General features: G+C 59.3%; 20 protein-coding genes and 1 pseudogene. 15 read left to right on the top strand and 6 right to left on the bottom strand.

The genetic code is table 11. From position 1 onward, the window contains the following. Positions 1 to 92 precede the first annotated feature (92 nt). Positions 93 to 2,486, top strand: a complete 2,394-nt coding sequence (locus KSW38_RS14765; RefSeq protein ID WP_216925681.1) for an ATP-binding cassette domain-containing protein — start codon at positions 93 to 95, stop codon at positions 2,484 to 2,486. Positions 2,487 to 2,924: 438 nt separating this feature from the next. Further along, positions 2,925 to 3,980: an HAD family hydrolase gene (locus KSW38_RS23730; RefSeq protein ID WP_216925680.1), complete on the top strand. Its 1,056-nt coding sequence runs from the start codon at positions 2,925 to 2,927 to the stop codon at positions 3,978 to 3,980. Between the two features lie 203 nt (positions 3,981 to 4,183). On the opposite strand, the gene KSW38_RS14755 is transcribed toward KSW38_RS23730, so the two are convergent. Continuing rightward, complete coding sequence (locus KSW38_RS14755) at positions 4,184 to 4,534, bottom strand: DUF3846 domain-containing protein (protein ID WP_216925679.1); 351 nt, start codon at positions 4,532 to 4,534, stop codon at positions 4,184 to 4,186. A 547-nt stretch (positions 4,535 to 5,081) separates the two neighbouring features. On the opposite strand from KSW38_RS14755, the gene KSW38_RS23645 reads away from it, so the two are divergent. After that, complete coding sequence (locus KSW38_RS23645) at positions 5,082 to 5,204, top strand: hypothetical protein (RefSeq protein WP_256449733.1); 123 nt, start codon at positions 5,082 to 5,084, stop codon at positions 5,202 to 5,204. Positions 5,205 to 5,461: 257 nt separating this feature from the next. Here KSW38_RS23645 and KSW38_RS23445 read toward each other — a convergent pair whose 3' ends face one another. Then, positions 5,462 to 5,656 carry a hypothetical protein gene (locus KSW38_RS23445; RefSeq protein ID WP_254186553.1) on the bottom strand — a complete coding sequence of 65 codons (195 nt, stop codon included), beginning with the start codon at positions 5,654 to 5,656 and terminating at the stop codon, positions 5,462 to 5,464. Positions 5,657 to 6,079: 423 nt separating this feature from the next. On the opposite strand from KSW38_RS23445, the gene KSW38_RS14745 reads away from it, so the two are divergent. Together KSW38_RS14745 and KSW38_RS14740 are read left to right on the top strand one after the other, a co-directional pair. Beyond that, positions 6,080 to 6,388 (top strand): hypothetical protein, encoded by a 309-nt coding sequence (locus tag KSW38_RS14745; RefSeq protein WP_216925678.1) that lies wholly within the window; start codon positions 6,080 to 6,082, stop codon positions 6,386 to 6,388. Positions 6,389 to 6,520: 132 nt separating this feature from the next. Beyond that, positions 6,521 to 7,084: a GNAT family N-acetyltransferase gene (locus KSW38_RS14740; RefSeq protein ID WP_216925677.1), complete on the top strand. Its 564-nt coding sequence runs from the start codon at positions 6,521 to 6,523 to the stop codon at positions 7,082 to 7,084. Between the two features lie 409 nt (positions 7,085 to 7,493). Here KSW38_RS14740 and KSW38_RS14735 read toward each other — a convergent pair whose 3' ends face one another. Then, the gene (locus tag KSW38_RS14735; protein WP_216925676.1) at positions 7,494 to 7,793 is read right to left on the bottom strand and encodes a hypothetical protein; all 300 of its coding nucleotides are present in this window, start codon (positions 7,791 to 7,793) and stop codon (positions 7,494 to 7,496) included. Positions 7,794 to 8,429: 636 nt separating this feature from the next. Here KSW38_RS14735 and KSW38_RS23830 point away from each other — a divergent pair. Beyond that, positions 8,430 to 8,683 (top strand): annotated as a pseudogene (locus tag KSW38_RS23830) (DUF7660 family protein). 54 nt (positions 8,684 to 8,737) lie between these two features. Further along, positions 8,738 to 9,262 carry a barstar family protein gene (locus KSW38_RS14730; RefSeq protein WP_216925675.1) on the top strand — a complete coding sequence of 175 codons (525 nt, stop codon included), beginning with the start codon at positions 8,738 to 8,740 and terminating at the stop codon, positions 9,260 to 9,262. Between the two features lie 635 nt (positions 9,263 to 9,897). Here KSW38_RS14730 and KSW38_RS14725 read toward each other — a convergent pair. Further along, entirely contained in the window at positions 9,898 to 10,800 is a 903-nt protein-coding gene (locus KSW38_RS14725) for an alpha/beta hydrolase (protein WP_216925674.1), read from the bottom strand. 524 nt (positions 10,801 to 11,324) lie between these two features. Between KSW38_RS14725 and KSW38_RS14720 the strand changes: the two genes are divergently transcribed. From KSW38_RS14720 to KSW38_RS14685, 8 genes are all read left to right on the top strand, one after another. Next, positions 11,325 to 11,840, top strand: a complete 516-nt coding sequence (locus tag KSW38_RS14720; protein ID WP_308169384.1) for a GNAT family N-acetyltransferase — start codon at positions 11,325 to 11,327, stop codon at positions 11,838 to 11,840. Between the two features lie 279 nt (positions 11,841 to 12,119). After that, positions 12,120 to 12,419, top strand: a complete 300-nt coding sequence (locus tag KSW38_RS14715) for a hypothetical protein (protein ID WP_216925672.1) — start codon at positions 12,120 to 12,122, stop codon at positions 12,417 to 12,419. A 227-nt stretch (positions 12,420 to 12,646) separates the two neighbouring features. Next, entirely contained in the window at positions 12,647 to 13,030 is a 384-nt protein-coding gene (locus KSW38_RS14710) for a DUF1304 family protein (RefSeq protein ID WP_216925671.1), read from the top strand. 239 nt (positions 13,031 to 13,269) lie between these two features. Further along, positions 13,270 to 13,548 carry a hypothetical protein gene (locus KSW38_RS14705; protein WP_216925670.1) on the top strand — a complete coding sequence of 93 codons (279 nt, stop codon included), beginning with the start codon at positions 13,270 to 13,272 and terminating at the stop codon, positions 13,546 to 13,548. Continuing rightward, complete coding sequence (locus KSW38_RS14700; RefSeq protein WP_216925669.1) at positions 13,549 to 13,779, top strand: hypothetical protein; 231 nt, start codon at positions 13,549 to 13,551, stop codon at positions 13,777 to 13,779. Between the two features lie 247 nt (positions 13,780 to 14,026). Continuing rightward, positions 14,027 to 14,314, top strand: coding sequence for a hypothetical protein (locus KSW38_RS14695; protein WP_216925668.1), 288 nt, complete (start codon positions 14,027 to 14,029; stop codon positions 14,312 to 14,314). A gap of 384 nt (positions 14,315 to 14,698) precedes the next feature. Beyond that, positions 14,699 to 15,262 (top strand): FG-GAP repeat domain-containing protein, encoded by a 564-nt coding sequence (locus KSW38_RS14690; RefSeq protein WP_216925667.1) that lies wholly within the window; start codon positions 14,699 to 14,701, stop codon positions 15,260 to 15,262. Positions 15,263 to 15,484: 222 nt separating this feature from the next. Next, positions 15,485 to 16,318 carry an FG-GAP repeat domain-containing protein gene (locus KSW38_RS14685; protein ID WP_216925666.1) on the top strand — a complete coding sequence of 278 codons (834 nt, stop codon included), beginning with the start codon at positions 15,485 to 15,487 and terminating at the stop codon, positions 16,316 to 16,318. A gap of 855 nt (positions 16,319 to 17,173) precedes the next feature. Here the strand turns inward: KSW38_RS14685 and KSW38_RS14680 are convergent. Both KSW38_RS14680 and KSW38_RS14675 read right to left on the bottom strand, forming a co-directional pair. Continuing rightward, on the bottom strand, positions 17,174 to 18,634 hold the full coding sequence (locus tag KSW38_RS14680; protein ID WP_216925665.1) for a site-specific integrase: 1,461 nt from the start codon (positions 18,632 to 18,634) through the stop codon (positions 17,174 to 17,176). After that, positions 18,627 to 18,980: a helix-turn-helix domain-containing protein gene (locus KSW38_RS14675; protein WP_216925664.1), complete on the bottom strand. Its 354-nt coding sequence runs from the start codon at positions 18,978 to 18,980 to the stop codon at positions 18,627 to 18,629. Before KSW38_RS14675 ends, KSW38_RS14680 begins: the two co-directional genes overlap by 8 nt. Positions 18,981 to 19,223: the final 243 nt, after the last annotated feature.

The following is a 19,223-nucleotide window of genomic DNA, read 5'->3' as shown; positions in this document are numbered from 1 at the left end:
TAGTACGGGCAGGCGGTGCCGACGGGGGACTGTTGGACAGCACCGACCAACAGATGCCGGCCAGCAGTTGCCGCCTAACAGATGGAGAGATCATGAGCATTGCCACGAGCACCGACACACAGTCTCCTGCGTCGCACGTAGCAGACACCCACGACCTCATACGGGTGCAGGGTGCGCGCGAGAACAACCTCAAGGACATCAGTGTCGAGATCCCTAAACGTCGCCTCACGGTGTTCACGGGTGTCTCTGGCTCGGGCAAAAGTTCGTTGGTCTTTGGCACCATCGCAGCAGAGTCCCAGCGAATGATCAATGAGACATACAGCGCTTTTGTTCAGGGCTTCATGCCTTCATTGTCGCGGCCGGACGTGGACATGCTGGAAGGCCTGACAACGGCCATCATCGTGGACCAGGAGAGGATGGGCTCAAATCCGCGCTCGACGGTGGGTACTGCGACAGATGCCAATGCCATGCTTCGTATTCTCTTCAGCCGGCTCGGGCAGCCCCACATCGGATCGCCGAACGCGTACTCGTTCAACGTGCCCACCGTAAAGGCCAGTGGGGCCATCACGGTCGATCGCGGAGAGGGCAAGACCAAAACGGAGAAGGCCACCTTCAATCGCCTGGGCGGCATGTGCTCACGATGCGAGGGAATGGGTTCAGTCAACGATTTCGATCTCACCGCGCTGTATGACGACAGCAAGTCCTTGAACGAGGGCGCGCTCACGATTCCTGGTTACACGATGGATGGCTGGTATGGCCGTATCTTCAGCGGTTCAGGCTTCTTTAATATGGATAAGCCAATTGCCAAGTTCACCAAAAAGGAGCTCCACGACCTCCTGTACCGGGAACCTACCAAAATCAAGGTCGAAGGCATCAACCTCACCTACGAAGGCGTCATCCCAAAAATCCAGAAGTCGATGCTCTCCAAGGACGTTGACGCACTTCAACCACACATCCGGGCTTTCGTGGAGCGGGCCATCACCTTTACCACCTGTCCGGAGTGTGAGGGCACCAGGTTGAGCCCGGAGGCACGTTCTTCCAAGATCAGAGGCAAGAGCATCGCGGATGTGTGCACGATGCAGATCAGTGACCTTGCTGTATGGATCCGGGAAATCAATGAACCCTCCGTGGCTCCGCTTCTCAAGGGACTGCAGCACCTCTTGGACTCCTTCGCCGAGATAGGACTCGGATACCTGTCCCTCGATCGGCCTGCCGGTACCTTGTCCGGGGGAGAGGCACAGCGAACCAAGATGATCCGGCATCTGGGCTCGTCCCTGACGGACATCACCTATGTCTTCGACGAGCCAACTATCGGCCTGCATCCGCATGACATCGAGCGTATGAACCAGTTGCTGCTGCAGTTGCGCGATAAAGGCAACACCGTGCTGGTAGTCGAGCACAAGCCCGAAACGATTGCGATCGCTGACCACGTGGTGGATCTCGGTCCTGGTGCAGGCACGGGCGGCGGCACGGTCTGCTTCGAAGGCGATCTGAACGGGCTGCGGGGGAGCGACACCATCACTGGGCGCCACCTCGACGATCGCGCATCCATAAAAGAGCAGGTACGGACAGCTTCCGGCACCCTTGAGGTCCGGGGAGCTTCCACCAACAATCTTCAAAACGTGGACGTTGATATTCCACTGGGCGTGCTGTGTGTACTCACGGGTGTGGCCGGATCGGGCAAGAGCTCGCTGATTCACGGGTCGGTGGCCAAACGTGACGGCGTCCTGGTGATCGACCAAGGTGCCATCCGCGGTTCCCGCCGGAGCAATCCTGCAACTTACACCGGGCTCCTTGAACCCATACGCAAGGCATTCGCCAAGGCCAACAATGTGAAACCGGCGCTCTTCAGTTCAAACTCGGAGGGCGCGTGCCCCACCTGCAACGGCGCCGGCGTCATTTACACAGATCTGGGCGTCATGGCGACGGTGGAATCAACGTGTGAGGAATGCGAAGGAAAGCGCTTCCTGGCCTCGGTATTGGAGTACAAGCTTGGCGGACGCAATATTGCAGAGGTGCTTGCAATGTCTGTCAACGAGGCTGAGACCTTCTTCGGCGAAGGGGAAGCACGCACACCGGCCGCACACAAGATCCTGGACCGCCTCGCCGACGTCGGGCTCGGTTACCTGACGCTTGGACAGCCGCTCACTACGCTGTCTGGCGGGGAACGCCAGCGGCTCAAGCTTGCTACGCAAATGTCGGAGAAGGGCGACATCTACATTCTGGACGAGCCGACCACGGGGCTCCATCTAGCTGACGTCCAGAACTTGCTTGGCATGCTGGATCGATTGGTCGAGTCGGGAAAGTCCGTCATTGTCATCGAACATCACCAGGCCGTCATGGCACATGCGGACTGGATTATCGACCTCGGACCGGGCGCCGGACACGATGGTGGCAAGATCGTTTTCTCTGGCACGCCCGCTGATCTGGTGGCCGACCGCTCGACGCTGACCGGTAAGCACTTGGCGGTTTACGTCGACGCCTGACACCTTAGGTGGCATGAAAACATGCCAATATCGAGTGTTTCAGAGTGGCCGTATTACTAGCAATTCGTCCCAATCTCTTGACTAGGCCACGTGATGTGGCACACACTTACTCAGAACTTTGGACTATTTACAGACCATTGAGAATCGGGGGAAGGTATGTCCACATTTTCGTTAGGGTTAGTCAAGGATGACAACAACCGTAGGAAGGAATTCCGCAGGAAACAGTATTTCCGATTTGCGACCACCGCGGCCGTAGTTGCGACCCTCATGTCGGCAGCGTCGTGCGCGACAGCTCCTGCGACCAACACTCAGCCAGCAGCCGAATGCCGCCAACTTGACGCTCAACTGGCATGGCCAAGCGAGGTCCGTGGGCAATTACAAAAGACCATTGACGCCCACAGCAGCTGCACCGGAACAGCCCGCGGCGACAAAGCTCCAGTGGCGATCTTTGACTGGGACAACACGGTAGTAAAGAACGACATTGGCTACGGCACGAATTTTTGGATGCTCAGGCACGACAAGGTCCTGCAACCGGCCAATAAGGATTGGAAGAGCACAAACCGTTACCTGACAGATGCGGCAGCGAGAGCGCTGACAGCGGCATGCGGTACCGACACGCCCGCAGGTCAACCGCTCAAGACCAGCATCAACACGGAGTGTGCCGATGAAATCCTCGCCATCCTTGAGGACAAGACGCGTTCCGGCGAACCGGCTTTTGAGGGCTTCAATGCCCGTCACCTCATAGGCGCCTACGCCTGGGGTACGGCCCTGTCTGCTGGATATACCGAGGAGCAACTCGGCCAGTTCGCTCTCTCGATGAAGCAGGAGAACCTGCTGGCAGCACAAGGTAGCACGCAGACCGTTGGAAGCCAGCAGGTGGACGGTTACATCCGGATATACCCACAGATCAAGGACCTCATCGGCGTCCTTCAGGCTCACGGCATCGAAACCTGGGTGGTCTCCGCTTCGCCGGAGCCGGTGGTCAAGGCATGGGCTGGTGAGGTCGGCATCGACGCCGGGCACGTCGTAGGCGTCCGCAGCGTATACGAGGACGGCATCCAAACTTCCCACCTGAAAGGCTGTGGCGGAATACCCGACGGCGAAGATTCAGTCATGACCTACATCGAGGGAAAACGTTGCTGGGCCAACCAGGTGATCTTCGGCGTCGAGGGTCCTTCAGCCTTTGAGCAGCTGCCTGCCGAACGCCGCCAGATCCTGGCCGCCGGTGACTCCGGCACGGACGTAACCTTCGTTGCCGACGCCACCGAAGCCAGGCTGGTGGTGAACCGGAACAACGCCGAAATCATGTGCCGCGCGTACGACAACGAGGACGGCAAGTGGCTGATCACGCCAATGTTCATCGACCCCAAACCACAGCGTAGCGAGCCGTATCCATGCAGCACCAAGGCGTACACCAACCCGGACGGCAGCAAGGGTCCGGTGGTGCGCGAGGACGGCAGCCTCATCCCGGACCAGGTGGACCGTGTCCACTGAGGGGAGTTCCTGGTAGCCGCTTCTGTTGCGACGGGTCCTATTTCAGGCTTCCCATGGTGACTCCGGAGCGCCCATGGCGTTGCATGGCATAAGTCTCTCCTTTGAGGTAGCGCGAAACCTAGGAAAGGCCCTTACAGATGGAATTCCGTCTGTAAGGGCCTTAGCCGCTGACCGACCTCGAAGCGGTAGTTATCTCCCTGTGGCTACGGGGCAAGAGCCGTATCGAAAAGTTGCTCGGCCAGCTGGAGTAAATGAGCGGGTGCATCTTTCTCCTCGCCGTGGGCGTCATGGCCAAGAAGAACAGCTGTCCCCCTGACGGGCTGTTCGATCTCCGGGCCCGCTTCGCGGAGCAAAACCTCGGCCCGGGAATTCAGGGGCAGCGGAATAGACCCTGCCTCGTCGTTCAAATAAACGTGCCAACCGTTGCAGGTAATTGCTTCGACGTTTCCTTCAAGCAGCCTTTGCCGGGTAAGCAATGTCGCCTCGATCCTTTCGACGCGGACGGGCTGCCTGAGGGGAGCGGGGACAATCAGGGCAATGCGCTCCCAATACATAATTCATCCCTTCCATTTCTGGGCTGGCGGAATTCTCAGACATCGCCGTGCCTCCGGTACCAGCTCCACTACCAAGACGGAGCGTAAGGGCGACGTGTCACCGTTGGTTTTTACGCGGTTTTTGGAAGAGATTTTCACTGGTACTGTTTTTTGCCCTTTTTGCAGCTCTTTTTTCAAGGATAGATTTTCCTGCTTTTTTGGTCCCAACATTTCTCGGAGACTTGCCAGACACTGGAATCACGCCTTTCTAAACGCTATCTACCCATCACCATACCGACTTTAATTTTTAATGCCAGTCCGCGGCTTGCTGGATATTTCTACCGGCCACTCCCGGACGAGACTTTCGATGAATTTGCGGCGGACGCTAGTCACCCGAGCGCGCCGACATCGGCGAGGGCAGCTGGCAGGGAGCGGTTAGTCAGGTGGCCAGTTCTACTCCCGCTACCCGACTGGCAGCTAGGGGAGTGGTAAGTCTCTTGCGTGCACGTCAGTCTTCCAGGACTGCGCGCGCGGATACGGCGTTGTGGAGGTCGGGCAGATATGTTTCTTGTTCTTCGATCCCTCGCCGGTAAAAGTCCTAGGCTTGCCATACTTTGAGCAACTCGTGGACATCCCCGCTGTTGAGGGCTTGGTTGATGGCATCACCGTCCATGGCGTCAAGTTAGCGTGACGTCATGGACGGTGATGAGGCGGAAGTTCCGCCCACGGCCGGTCAGTCAAAACCGAGAGATCGCTCGATGAATTAGAACAGGGACGCGAATGAGCCCCATCCTGGGCCGATCCAGTACCGCTCCTGCCAAACGCCTGCCCTCTGTGTATATATGAACAGGTTCCCGTTCGAGTCGACTCCCGCGAGATCGTTCCACCCGTTGAGGCTCGTGTCTCCGAAGCTTCCAACGTACTTAAAGGATGACCATCCTTTACCAATTACCTTGGGCTAAGCCAGCCCCTTCGCCCGTCACTCGGATAAAGGTGCAACCGCCCGCTGACGTCTGTGGCCAAGAGGTCGGGACTGGAATCACCGTTGAAGTCACCTCGTGAAAATACTCTGTTGAAAACGTTCCAGCCTTGACCGACTTGTCTCGGGGATCCCCAGCCGCCTTTGCCGTTCCCTGGATACAGAATCAGCTTTCCCTCGCGCTCCTTGGCCAGGACGTCATCGTGACCATCAGCGTCGAAATCACCGGGAGAGAGCAGTCACCCGCTGGCGCTCGAAGCTCTAGGTTCTGCTTCTCACAATGCTGAAACTGACATCTGCGCGCAATAAGAATTGCTTGCCTAATCCTTCGCAAAACCCCTTAACTTCAGCAGGCGAATTTTTCTGTCCGCTGGACCCAGACCAGCCTATCCGCGCAATCTCAGATGATCATTTGGCCCTTTTGCGTGAACATGCGCGGTAGCAGATGCCGCCTCATTACGTGCACGTAAGCCGATCCCTCACCGTACGGCCGTCATCTGGATTAAGGACACCTGTTTGAGGCAGAGAAGTGCAGAGCCGTTTTCCAGGGGAGTGTCGCGATCTGCGATCAGGACTAGCATTCGGTCATGCCAGACAAGCCAGCTCGTCGCATTATCCGCCTGTTCCCTGACTACGGTCATTTATGGCCGCTCTGGGAGAACAGCACGGCCGAGCACCCGACCAAATACACCATGGAGCCGGCGGACTTCGGACTCTCACCGGCCCTCACCGCCCGGCTTCGAGCATGGTACGACGCCTGGGAAGCGGAAAAATTGCACGTGAGCGGCTGGAGTTCGCCGGATGCTGAGAACGCATGGAGAGCTGAGGGAGCGAAGATTGCGGAGCAGCTTCGCGACGAGGTCGAAGCCTTCGCCGATGTGGAATACGACGTTTAACAGCCACGGCGATCCAGACGGCAATGCCCTTAACTGGGCGCCCGGTAAAGGATTTGGTTACTGGCACCTACTGGTTCGTTGTTCCGGCGGGAAAGTGCTGGAGCGAGTGTTCGTCTCCGATAAAGTTCAAGCATGTCCAATCCTTTCTCCCCATACAACGAACCAGCGTTCGTTGCGTGGAAGGCAGGAGTGCAGGCATTGCCATCTTCGGAGGTCTTGATACGCAATGCGGATCAGACCGAACCGGACGGCCGTTCAATGCGATGGATCCAGATGAGTTGCGAGTCAAGCAACATTCACTCTGTCGAAGGCAATGTATCGAGGATTCGCAGGCAGTTCGTTTTGCTGGCAGAAATCGCTGGTCATCCAGTTGGCTTTTGTTGTGCGATCACGGGCCGCACCTCTTCGGATCCACTGTTCATTCAACTGGTAACCGTGGTTCCCTCCGTGCAAAAGCAAGGAGTGGGGAGCGCGCTGCTTAGCGCCATCGCTCATTGGCAGCCCCACCGCGATATCGCGATGGCCACTATGGACACCAACCTCGCCGCCTATAAATTCAACGAGCGTCTCGCTCGATCAATCGGCGGGACCATCCAGAGCGTTCCACGCAACCGGTTCCGGCCAACTGATTTAGGAATCACCCGAGACGAGAAGCACCGGCCATGGCTCATCACCCGCCCACAGGAAACCAACTGACCACCCGCCGGTGATCACAGAACCGCCACTGCTGCCGCCCCGCGATCAACAGCGCCGGCCAACTGATGGTTCTCCTCATGGCATTACAGGAGCGGCCGCGGGCGCTAGTGACCACTTCCAGCTAATCATCAACGAGACTAGAGAGGTCCGCAGCGGTTCCCGTGTGGGGATGGCCAAAGTAACAAGATGTTGGCTAGCTGAAACGGGCCGAACATGGCAAAGAACCCATCCCATGTCGCCTTGATGGACCCGTCCTTCTCCTTCATCCAAGCACCCATCCGTTTTGAGGAGATACGACCGGCCGAGGGAGCTTGAGAGCCCCGGTCCCTTCCCTAGACAGCCATTCTGCTACAGACGAATACTGGCACGTCTGCTCGGCGATTACTTTCCCCAAATCATCACCCCCAGATTATGAAAGGGGGTTGCCATCTGGCCGAAGTCCTCGGTTGAGGTTTTCCTTGTCCTGCTGTTCGGAACGGTTTAGGGCGGGAAGTCGGGACGCTGCGATAGCCACCGGGATGCACATGGCAACAAATAGGGCGGTCAAAATGAACACGGGAACCGCGTCGCCAAATGAAGGCCGCGTTGTCAGCGCGAAAACGACGAAGGCTATAACAAGGGGAACATTCCAGATCAGGGGCTTGAAGACGCTGAGGTACGCCTCAGTTGTCCGCTTGCTGCGTGGGAAATTATCGTCCCTCTCATTCACGGCTATCTTCCTCCAAGTCGTTTGAGGTCGTTCGCATCTCTCCCAATGCCGGGTAGGTAGACATGGTATGCCCCCTTCTGGATAAGTGGCGGGCTCGGGTTTTCTTTATCATGACCAGGCACACGGCCGACCGCAGGGGAAGACAGGTCATAAGCCATAACCGCTCCTAAGCGCCCGTAAGCATCGGTCCTCTACCGGGCGAAGCCGGTGCGCGTGAGTACTTCAATGCCCCTGCCTGCTCGGGGGAATTGAAGGTGCCTGCCCCGACGATCCAGTTCACGAAGTCCGAGCCGAGCAACATGAAAGGGGTAAGGCTCAGAACCAATGCAGGATATTTTGCATTAGCCACATGACAAAGCCGAAGAGGAAGAAGATCGGCAGTAGGTACAACACCCAGACACCGTGCACTTTCCGCCTCGTCATGCCACGCCCCTTCCTGCTAGCCACGAGTTTACGCAGTGCCGCAGCCCTTGGACTTGAAGAGGTCTCTGCGGCCCATCGAGCGCCCGTTAGCCGATCCTCTACCGCCCCGTCGCTACGCCTCTAAGGCGGCACGGGTGTGCCCGTGGCCGGTGAGGGTTATAAATTCAGCATCACCAACGGTGGAGTGTCCATCGTGATTCGGGGAGGAAAACAATGGCACCGGAGCTGCGGCCGAAACCCGGAATGAATCGGCTTGAGTTGGCTGACCTCATTGACCAACTCAGAGATAACCTGCATGAAGATCCGGAATCCTGGGAGAATCCCGACCTGGACAGATTCTTGGAGTCTTGGGTGCATGGACCCGAAATATGGACGGTTGGTTCAATAACCGGGGCGAACCAGTCCCCGAAGCACCATCCTGGGAAATGCTCGGCCACATGCTGCTTGCCGCAAGAGTTTATGAGTAGACCGCGGAATGCTGTATTGCCCCTCGCAGCTGCAAGGGGCAATACAGTTTCCTCATGGCAATTTGGGACTTGGCCGACGAGCTTACTCATCCGCTGGACTTTTTGTTGATCCAGAACGGCTTCATCAACCTGTTTCATCAGCGATCGATCCTCGACGAAACAGTGTCGTGGTTACGAGACCACCGCTACAAAGTCGTTCAGGTAGACGCTGCTGCATGGCAATCCCAGGCTGATCTCCATCAAGACATTGCCCAAGCTCTAGATTTCCCTGATTACTACGGCTCAAACCTGGCTGCTCTCAACGATTGCCTCAGCGACGTAGCCGTTCAAACCTATGGCTGGACCCCAACAGATACCGGGCTAGTTCTCGCGATCGACGGGTATGAAACCTTCGAAGGCAGGGACGCGCCGACAGCCCATCACCTCCTAGACATCTTCGCGAGGCAAGCAACTTACGCCGCTCTATTCGGCCACCGCATGATGTGTCTGGTCAGAACCGAGGACCCAAAGCTGGAGATCCCTCCCGTTGGTGGCCTCTCTGTTGCTTGGAATCAACGTGAAGTCCTCGACGCCCGGTAAAGGATCCCTTACCGGACGTGGCAATTCGGTGCCGAGGAGTACGGTCAGTGGATGCGAGCAGAACGAATCGGCCCGCGGGATCAGACCCTCCAGATGAACGCCCCGGCGTACCGCGTGTACTCCTGGGCTGAGGGCGGCGGGGCCATGAGTAGGAGCTTTCAAGAGCAGACCTTCCTGAGGCACTCCCTTCGCTGGGGAGCGGACACAGCAAAGCCCCCGGCCTAAGCCGGGGGCCGTTGTGCGGTTGCTTGGAGGTTATGGGGCTGAATTGACCACTGAGGTCTGGACTGAGGTCCAGGAGGTTGCTGTTCCTGCCGGGAAGGTCTCGCCGGCTTTCAGTGTGACCACCCGTTCTCCAATCAGCAGCCCGGTGGCTGGATCAACGATGATGTCCGTCCGGGTTTTTCTGTTCGGATGCTCGATTCCGATTGCTGTGCCTACCTTGCCGCCAAGGTTCCCTTCCCTGTCTACGACGGTGACTCCGGGAATGAGCGCGGCCGCGTTGTACAGTGCAGCGCGAAGGTCGGCCGGGACGACTCCGGTCCGCAGGGCGGCCGCGATGCGGGACGCTGCACAGTACGAACCAGCTCGGGTTCGGTCAAGGATCCTCTGGTCGCAGCCTGCATACCGGGCAGTCAGCTTGTGACCTCGGCCAGTAGTCGGCGCATCATGAGATCGAGCGCTGAGTCGTCGATGCCCAGCGAGAACACGTCGGACGCATGCAGGTGTCCGGGGTCTACCGCGAAGTACGGGAGCGCACCGCGTGCCTGGAAACGTTCGGCCAGTAGGAGGAGGGCCTGCTGCTGTAAGGTTGCAGGGTCGAATTCGGCCACCGTGACCAAGAGTGGCCCCGGCCAGGCGGCCAGCCCGGGCACGGAGGACCGGGCCCTGAGTTCGTCGTGGTCGACGCCGTAGTACTTGCCGACAAGGATGCTGAGCGGGGCCTCGGTTACCGAGGCCGGGGCATAGATGCCTGACACGACGACCACCCCGGCCAGGCTGCCGGGGTCACCGCCGTGGCCGGCCACGAAAGAAGCTACATGTGCTGCGCCTGAGGACGCTCCGGCGAGCACGATGCGGTTGGGATCGCCGCCGTACGCGATGATGTTTTGCCGCACCCATTCGATGGCCGACGCGAGGTCTCCGGCCGCTACGGGCCAGGTGTACTGCGGGGCGAGGCGGTAGTCGATGATGACCGCGATCGCATGGTTGCGGCGTGCCCAAGCACCGATATTGTCCCAATGCGGGGTGCCGGGCTGCCACTTCGTGCTGAAGACGAAGCCGCCGCCAGGCACCCACACCAGCACCGGCACCTGCTGGTTCACAGCTTCTGGATCATAGTGGACGTCGAGCCGTTGGCGGGGGTCGGGCCCGTAGGCGATGTCGCGCTCGATACCCGGAGCGGCATAGCCGCGCCGTTGGTGCGGCTCGCGGACGACCCGCATGATCGCCTCCGTGGTCTGAGTGCTGAACGGGGTCTGCGCAAGCGTGCGGAAGGCATCGCTGAGTGCGCGATCAGCCGAAGAAAAGCCTGCCACGGGGCCTCCTTGTCCTACGGTCCGCCCTTCCCGGGGTTCTTCCCGTCGCAGCGGTTGATCGACGGGGAACCAGCCAGTCGATGAGTCAATCTCACCGCTCATGTACATCATTGTCCGGGGTACTAGCAGGAAGGCAAGAAGCGTCATCCGTCCTAGTCACAGTAGCGGTCTATCAAGTGATAATTCAGGTTGGGGCAAACGAACGCCAACGCATCTCGGAGAGCCGATCCAGAGTCTTGAAAAACAAATGCTTCCTGAGGCATTGCTGCATCTGCGGCTGGCAAGCCAGATAATCAGGATTTCCGTGCACCACGGGGGTCTCGTTTAGTCGTCTCGGCGTGAAGCGTCTCAGTGTCGGCGGTGGAGGGGTTTCCGAGCGACGGAACGTAAGGGGATCCTTCACCGGGCAGCGGCCGCCAGCCGTCCACCGGCTTACGAGAGACCATTGCTGGGGTCCGCCATCGTCCCGCAGCTCTCCATGAACTGCCGCCCGTCAGTTTCGGTTTCCTGCTACAAATGACTCGATGCAAAGTTCAAATAGTCGGACTCCACCGCAGCCGATCAGCTTTCGTGAGGGAGTCGAGTCAGATTTCTCCCGGTGTGCAGAACTTTGGATGCACGCCTTGGCCACGCGCGACAGCACACCCCGAGATCCCCAAGTGAGGCGCAGAGCGTTGGAGAAACTCACTGGTGGAGGAAACATCCTCTCCATCGCAGAAAGCGCTTCGAGGATCCATGGGTTTGCGATGGCAACGGACAGCACTCAACCAGGTGCGGCCCGAACGGCGCACCTCACACTGCTGGCAGTGGACCCAGAAAGCCAGTCGCAAGGCTTGGGAAAATCGTTGCTGACGAGACTCACTTACTCGCTTGCGCTTGAGCAGTTCGCAGAAGCCACTCTCAGGGTCCTGGCAGAAAATCTTCCCGCCCGCAGGATTTACGAGAGCACAGGTTGGCGGCCCACAGATCACGGACTATTTGAGGATTCCGGGCGGCCCTTTATCCGCTACGTACTAACGCTTGGAACAAATATTTCATGACGGATCCGGGAGCAGTGTTCCAGAGACACCGGCCCTGGAACACGCCGGGATCCTGATGTCATCAAGCGCCCGGTTGAGGATCCCTCAACGGGCTTCCTGGGCAAGGTCAGATGATTAACGGCAGGGTCAGGTCATTCGTTGTGCGGCACTAGCAGGCGTACGAGCCAGACCTGATGAGACCGGCTCGGAAGCCCCTCCCCGCAATCAATTGACACGGCGGCTTGTCATCTCTTCTCTGTTTTGCTCACCCTCCACTGGATCCAATGAAACAATCGCGGTATGACGCGTGTGATCGTTCGGGCTACTGCGGTTCGATGGGCAGACGACCACTTCCCGGGATGGATCGAGGTCGACATTGTCGACGCGGAGGATCGGACTCATCGGATCGTTGAGAAGGCCCCCGTCCTCACCCGTGCCAACATCACGGCTGCGTCGACGTTCCCGTTTGAACTGTGGATAGAAGCTGAGTTCGAGCGCACGAAGGGCGGAGTTGCCTTGGTACGGTTTGCCCATGGCGTAGAAACCACCGATGGCCTGGACGTGATCGGAATGGACGGGCACGGCGTCCGCTGGCTGTAAGGGTTATTCGCCCGACGTTCCGTAGTCTGACTGAAGGGTGGGCAGCCGGGCATACGACGACGCCCGTTGGGGGATCCCTCAGCGGGCGTTGAGGCACTTTGCGCGGCGAAGCTGGCAGGTCCCAGAATCGTCAGGGCTGCGTTTGCAGTCCGCCCTTGAAGGTCTCCGTGCCTGGGGCGTAACTTGCCTACACAAGCTGAGATGCAGGATTTCTCCAGGAGCACGGGATGAATTTGCTGAGCCAGATACTCGCGGGGTTCACTGGCCTTGCGCTGATAAGCGTTGGCATCCTGGAGATCTTCTTCCATGGCGATCAACGCTTTCATCGGATCTTCCTCATCCGACCTGACGACGTGCGTCCAGCGCGGATGTGGGCGATGAACGTTGGTGCCTACAACATCACTTTTGGGCTTGGAATAGCAGTAGGTCTGTGGCTAGTGAACTTCTCGGGCACTCCCGCCAGTGGGTCAGCGATAATAATCTTCTGCTGCGCCTGCCACATCTTCCTTGGTTTTTGGCTGTGGGTCACCGAGAAGCGCCTTCTGGTCAGTGCCATCGGCCAGGCACTCTTTCCCGGACTAGCGGTAGTTTTCTACGTTCTCCTTCACTAGAAGGGGTTCCAGCTGAATCCTCGTAGCGGCATTTTTTGTTGCTCCGCGTCAACAGCGGCGCCCGTCACGGGATCCCTAACCGGATGAAGGGGCCCGAGAGCTACTGGCCATCGACAGCGGCTTGCGGGTCGTATTAGCCGAAGATTCTAGATATGCACGATTGATTAATACCGCCAGGTCGGACTAACAGAGGTAATCGCTTCTAGGATGATGAAACGACGAGGACTTGAGGGGGAAGCATGACACTTGGGCTCGTCTTCATAGGGATCGGCTTGGTGTGGCTGCCGATCAGGAAGTGGATCGCCCACCTGCAGTATCGGGCCGCCTTGGAAATGCTCGGCCGGCACTCCGCCTTCTCCACGTCCGAATCGCACCCTGATGAACACACGGAATCAGATGAGGAACGGGTCCGGGGCTTCGAGGTGCTCGGGGTGTTCTTCTGCTCAGTGCTGATCGTTGGGGGCCTGCTGATTGTGGTGCTGACGCTCATTCTCCGGCCACCGTGGTCAGGTACTTAGATGGGCGATTCCTTCCTCGCTATCGTCGGGGCCTTCCTGATACTCAGCGGCTCTGTGCTGTACCTGATTCGCAACGTCATGGCACGTTTCGGTGTCGACGGTTGGGCGTGGCTGCCTGAGGGTAATCAGTTCAAGACCTATGAGCATCAACTCGCGTGGTCGAAGGTGGCAGCCGGTATCGTAGCCACCACCGGGCTGGTCTTCTTAGGCGTTCTCCTGAGGCCACGGTAGATAAATCTGCGGGGGGGGGGGGGGGGAATGCTTGACGGAATCGGTTAGCGCTGCTGCAGCGCAGACGGAAGACGTGACTTTGCATCGGGAAATCGAGGAGGGCGTGAAGCGCTGGCATGACCGCGCCGTTGCCACGGGAGAGGACCGAGTCCTTGCCTGGACGGCAGACGGTGGTCTCTGTAGCTATCGACGGGATGAAATCACCCTCAATGGAAAGTACGTCCCGGTAGTGGCTCCCCTCTGGTTCATGACCACCTTTGCCGCGGTGATCATAGTTATTGCTCTCGTCGCACTGGTCTTGTCAGTCGTGTTCTCGGCATCAGACAGTCAATGGGCCCGCCTGTTTATGCCGGTCGGCTTTGGTCTCTTCGCCTGGCTTCTTGTCTATTGGGCGCGTCAGGACTGGAACGCGCGGGCCCGGCGACGGAAAAGGGGCGTTCCCGATCCGAAGACGGACACGAGGCCGGTGCAGATTGATTTTCGTTGGCCGCCGCCGCGGAAACGGAAAAGAATGTCGGGATCCTCAGGCCAATGATCAGTTATTGAAGGTCGTCGTAGTTTTGCAGAGTGAACAATTTATGGTGACGACTTGGGACAAAGGCCGAGAACAAGAATCTTCGAGAACTCTCCCGCTACCCAGAGCTTGTCCGTTAGTCGGTCCCTCACCGCGCGTCACCGAAACCTCGTTCGGACCCGCGTCGAAACTAGCTAACGGCATGTACGTAAGACCCGCACGATGAAATGCACGGTGACGGGGGGATTACTGCAACTATGTTCCTTATGACTGGAATGAAGATCGGCTACGCGAGATAGTTTGGCATGAGACGTGTGCGGTCTGGCCTGTGTCTACAAAAAGCAGGTCGGGTGGTCACCACGAAATAATGACTACCCGACCTGAATGTGTTGCAAGATTGTGTCCATGCTCATGGGGCGGGCCACCGACGGCGGGCTGCACGTGAGGGCCGGCTGGAGCAGGACTACCCCTGTGGGCCAGATCGGTTGGGGCTGGGACGTCATGACGGCCGTGGCCTCCCCGGGTGACTGGAACGGTGACGGAGCCGCAGACGTCCTTGCCAGGGACAGCACTGGTGCCCTGTGGATGTACAAGGGCAACGGTCACGGCGGCTGGCTTCCCGGCCGGACCCAGGTCGGCTGGGGGTGGAACGTCATGACGGCCATTTTCAGCGGACATGATTTCAGTGGCGACGGGCCCTCGGACGTGATCGCCAGGGACACCAACGGGCAGCTGTGGCTCTACCCAGGCAACGGGTACGGCGGATGGCTGGACCGCATTCAGATCGGGTGGGCGTGGCAGGGCATGGACCTGATCACCGCCCCGGGCGATTACGACAACGACGGGTACGGCGATGTCATCGCCCGGGACAACACTGGCACCATGTGGCTCTACCCCGGAAACGGAAGCGGGGGCTTCACCGGTGCTAGAAGCGTCATGGACATCCCAACTCCGCAGCTTTTCGGGTGACGGCGTTTTCGCTAGCAGCACCCCATCAGCAGCTGGCGAAACATCCTCGACGGCAGGATCCAACCGACGATCAGCGCCGCCAGCAAACGACGGTGTTCGAAGCCTGCGTTGGAAACGCAACAGTGATTATTGCGGCGGCTATGGCAGGCCGGGTACCCTCGCGGCAAGAGCGTTTCGCTGGGGTGCGCTAACAATTGGGGGGCTACCGTGCGCCGTCTGGTCATGATCCTTTCTGCTGTAGTTGCCATGACGCTTACCCAGCCCGCGATGGCTGCTCCTGCCCGGGCAGATGACTCCTGGCACAACTTCATTCAGCTGTGGTGGGACTGGGGTGTAGTTTATTCCGACCTGGTCACCATCACTGACCAAGGCGGAGTGATCGTCTATGAGGGCAAGCCCGGCTGGGAAGGGCAGGGTCTGGGCCCTGGAAACACTGTCGTTTTGGACGCGGATGCCTTGGTTACGCCGGGGGACTGGGATGGAAACGCCCAAGCCGATTGGATGTTCCGCAGCAGCGACGGCGGCTTGTACCTGCGTACCGGCATTGGCGGGGCGGACGCGGAACAGGTCGGGTGGGGCTGGGACGTTATGACAGCCATGGTTTCACCTGGCGACTGGAACGGTGACGGCGCCTCCGATGTTCTGGCACGCGACGGAGCAGGGGTGTTGTGGATGTATCGGGGCGACGGCTCTGGTGGGTGGCTGCCCGGGCGCACCCAGGTCGGGTCGGGATGGAACATCATGGCCTCCATCTTCAGTGGACGCGACTTCAACGCGGACGGTAAGCCGGACGTTCTTGCGGTGGATACAGGTGGTGCGATGTGGCTGTATCCGGGAAACGGGACTGGCGGGTGGATGAGCCGCGTGCAGGTTGGTTGGGGCTGGCAGAAGATGGATCTGATTGCCGCCCCCGGGGATTTTGACTATGACGGACATGCCGACGTCATCGCCCGCGACATCGCGGGTTCCATGTGGCTCTATCCTGGCAACGGGGCGGGTAGCTTTACGTGGACACGGCGACTGCTGAACATCCCGACGCCGGCGCTCTTCGGCTGAGCAGGCATTCCTGGCCCCGCTGCGCCATGAGCGTGTCTCCGGCGACTGCCCGACTGGGCCAATGGCTGGCCTAGTGGAGTTCTCGCAGCTACTTCCACTCCCGTACTTTAACTGGCATGCACGGGTATTCGTGAGCCGGGAGTAGGTCCGTCCCGGGGTGGCCGTCCAATGCCTTCGAAGTCACTGGAAGTTTTCGCCGAACGCCTATGCTGAGCCAATGGGTTTTGGTCGTGAGTCGGGGCGTGTTCGTGATGCGTCGTTGCCGTTTAGCCATCGCTTTATGTCCCTTGGTTCCTGGATCCAGCAGGCTCAGCCGATCGGCTTTGAACCCACTTGGGCGTACCTTGAAGCGAAGTTGAATCTTTCTTGGTATGAGACGGACTTCTTGTTGCCAGCCTTGGACATGTTGGAGGCAGAACGAGCCGTTCATCTCAGGATTGCTGCGGAGTATGCCGATCTTCGTAGGCTGCAGAAGGCTGCCGGTCATCGATCTCCGCCGAGGGACCAAGTTACCCCTATCGAGCCGCGTCGTTGGCATGGCGATGAACGGGCCGGCGCACGACACGCGCTGGAATCATGGCTCCGGCGCGTAGGCCTGGAACTTTCCGACCCGTACGAGCGAAGAATCCGCGGTGTGGTTGAAGATGCTCTGTCAGGATCAGCGCTGACAAAGCTTGACGCTGACGAGCTCCAGTCACTTCTTGATGGCGCCCGCGCCCAGAGTGTGGGCTTCGCAGGTGGCACGGTTCCGTATCGGGATGCCTTGTCCTATCGTCAGCCTCTTGGGCACTTGTTTTTGATGTTTCATGAGGTTCCTTCCGTCGGGAAGTCATGGAATTTTCGAACCCCTTAGATTCAGGTTGCCTGCTTTCGGGCGGCAATGTATTGGGCGTAGGCGGCGGCTGAGTCGGTGGCGTGGCGTTCGATGGTGGTGGGGGAGTAGCCGAGGGTTTCGGCGATGATGGCCACGGGTGCGAGTTTGGTGAGTTCGTGGAGTGTTCCCAGGCGTGCGGCGCGGGTGCTGAAGAGTTTGCTGAGGCGGGTTGTGAGGTGTCCTGGGTGGATGTGGCGTCCGGGTGATGCCCCGCGGAACACCCACTTGGTGTTGGGGTGCGCGGCAGTCAGTTCGTGGCCCGGGTTTGCGGCGAGCTCCCGCCACGGCTGTGCAAGGGGATCCGGCAATGCGATCTGGAGAGTCCCCAGTTGAACGGTGACCAGTTCGTCGGTGACGCTGACGTCGTCCCAGGTTAGCCGTGCGATGTTCTCTGCCTGTTGTCCGAAGACGAGGATCAGGATGGCCGCGGCCCGGTCGCGGGTTTCCAGTTCATCGGTGTGGATGACGTGGTGGAGTGCTTGGTCTTGTCCAGCTTTGGGGAGTCGTGGGCTCGTGCCGCGGCGGTGCGGAATGATGGTGAGCCCAGCTGGGGCGGCTTTGGTTTTGATGGCCCATTTGAGGAAGCGCTCAGCGATGCGCCTGGTCGTGGGTCCTTCGGCTTGCCATACGTCAAGGTGGGACTGCTGCAGTTCCGGCAACGTGATGTCATGACTGGTAAGCCAGTTCAGGAAGTCGATGGCGACGGTGACTTCCTGCTTGGCACGAAGAAAAGTGCCGCGCGTAACTTCGTCCATGAGATTCATGCGCCGTTGGTGATGCCAGCGGATGTAGCGGCGGATCACGTCAAGGTTCTGGGGGTCGCTGACGCGGTTCATGGCCTGGGTTGCCCAGCTGTCGTAGCGGGTCAGGAAAGCATTTCGTTGGGGGAGCACCCCGTGTTCGATGAGGAGTCCCCGGACGTATTCGCGGGTGCGTGAGTCGGGTAGTTCGTCGAAGGTTGCGTGGCTGATGGTGGGTGCGGTGGCGAGGTTTCGAAGGAAGGCTGTGACGTGCTTTTGTCGGATCCAGGTCATGCCGCTGTTGGCCCGTTTCATGGTCTTTAATGCCGCGGCCAGCGGGATCAGTTCCGTGGCGATGATTCCCGGGGCCGGGTTGGTCAGGAGGTTATCAACGACGTCGCCGAGGACGCAGGCCCAGCAGTGCGCACCGGTATAGAGCTCGTCTTCGGCGCCGCAGCCCTGGCAGTCGATATTGAGCCGAACGCCCGAGCAGTTCCGGCATGCCGGCTGTTCATCGATGATTCCGGGCAGGATGCCGTCGTGGCCGCATTCGCAGACCCCGCGGGTGCGTTTTGCCTGCTGATAGCAGTAGCCGCAGACTCCGCCGTCGGGCCAGCGCGCGACTGTTTGGTGGTGCTGGCCGCAGCGGCCGCAGGGGACAGGCCAGCGGGTGGGGTCCTCTGCCTTACGGGGCCTACTCACCGTCCTCGGGAGCGACGAGCCGGACGCGTCGGGCGATCGGGTTGCCGGGTTGGATGCCGAGGTCTTCACTGCGCTTGGGGGCGTTCGCTGTCGCTGCGGCGCGCATCTCCACGAAAGGTTCGAAAAGGTCGTTTGGTGTGCAGTCCAGGATGTCGCAGAGCGCGGCGAATGTCCTTGCAGGAATGCGCTCCGGCGTGGAGGTGACCAGCCTGTAGACCTGGCTTTCGGAAAGGTTGATGCCACGGGATTTCAGGAGCGGCATCAATTCGGTGGTCTTCCAGAGGTTCTGCTTTGCCATCAGGGCTCGCAGGTTCCAGCGGTAGCCGATCCGGCGCTGTTCAGGCATCTGGGTCCTCCAAGTTCGCGATGCGGCGTGCAATCATCTGCTGCACGGTTTTCTGCTTGAAGTCCGACGATACCGAGGTATAGAGCCCGGTAGTCGACGCATAGGAGTGGCCAACCTGCGGCTGGATTATCTTGAGCCCGTCGGGCTGGTGTGCCTCTGGCCTGCGGTTTTGTGTTGGTGGGTGTGTCCGGGACGTGCATGACGGTGGCATTGGCTGTCCTTTCCTTCTCGTGGATCCGTTAT

It is taken from the genome of Paenarthrobacter aromaticivorans (assembly GCF_019038615.1).
GTDB classification, from domain to species: Bacteria; Actinomycetota; Actinomycetes; order Actinomycetales; family Micrococcaceae; genus Arthrobacter; species Arthrobacter aromaticivorans.
The sequence above is the reverse complement of the archived record's forward strand: the minus strand, read 5'-3'. Positions and strand labels throughout refer to the sequence as shown.

Excerpts from the sequence above, each read along its gene's own strand:
- KSW38_RS14765 (WP_216925681.1), top strand. The coding sequence starts at position 93 with ATGAGCATTGCCACGAGCACCGACACACAGTCTCCTGCGTCGCACGTA.
- KSW38_RS14755 (WP_216925679.1), bottom strand. The coding sequence starts at position 4,534 with ATGTATTGGGAGCGCATTGCCCTGATTGTCCCCGCTCCCCTCAGGCAG.
- KSW38_RS14745 (WP_216925678.1), top strand. The coding sequence starts at position 6,080 with ATGCCAGACAAGCCAGCTCGTCGCATTATCCGCCTGTTCCCTGACTAC.
- KSW38_RS14740 (WP_216925677.1), top strand. The coding sequence starts at position 6,521 with ATGTCCAATCCTTTCTCCCCATACAACGAACCAGCGTTCGTTGCGTGG.
- KSW38_RS14730 (WP_216925675.1), top strand. The coding sequence starts at position 8,738 with ATGGCAATTTGGGACTTGGCCGACGAGCTTACTCATCCGCTGGACTTT.
- KSW38_RS14720 (WP_308169384.1), top strand. The coding sequence starts at position 11,325 with ATGCAAAGTTCAAATAGTCGGACTCCACCGCAGCCGATCAGCTTTCGT.
- KSW38_RS14715 (WP_216925672.1), top strand. The coding sequence starts at position 12,120 with ATGACGCGTGTGATCGTTCGGGCTACTGCGGTTCGATGGGCAGACGAC.
- KSW38_RS14710 (WP_216925671.1), top strand. The coding sequence starts at position 12,647 with ATGAATTTGCTGAGCCAGATACTCGCGGGGTTCACTGGCCTTGCGCTG.
- KSW38_RS14705 (WP_216925670.1), top strand. The coding sequence starts at position 13,270 with ATGACACTTGGGCTCGTCTTCATAGGGATCGGCTTGGTGTGGCTGCCG.
- KSW38_RS14700 (WP_216925669.1), top strand. The coding sequence starts at position 13,549 with ATGGGCGATTCCTTCCTCGCTATCGTCGGGGCCTTCCTGATACTCAGC.
- KSW38_RS14695 (WP_216925668.1), top strand. The coding sequence starts at position 14,027 with ATGACCACCTTTGCCGCGGTGATCATAGTTATTGCTCTCGTCGCACTG.
- KSW38_RS14690 (WP_216925667.1), top strand. The coding sequence starts at position 14,699 with ATGCTCATGGGGCGGGCCACCGACGGCGGGCTGCACGTGAGGGCCGGC.
- KSW38_RS14685 (WP_216925666.1), top strand. The coding sequence starts at position 15,485 with ATGATCCTTTCTGCTGTAGTTGCCATGACGCTTACCCAGCCCGCGATG.
- KSW38_RS14675 (WP_216925664.1), bottom strand. The coding sequence starts at position 18,980 with ATGCCTGAACAGCGCCGGATCGGCTACCGCTGGAACCTGCGAGCCCTG.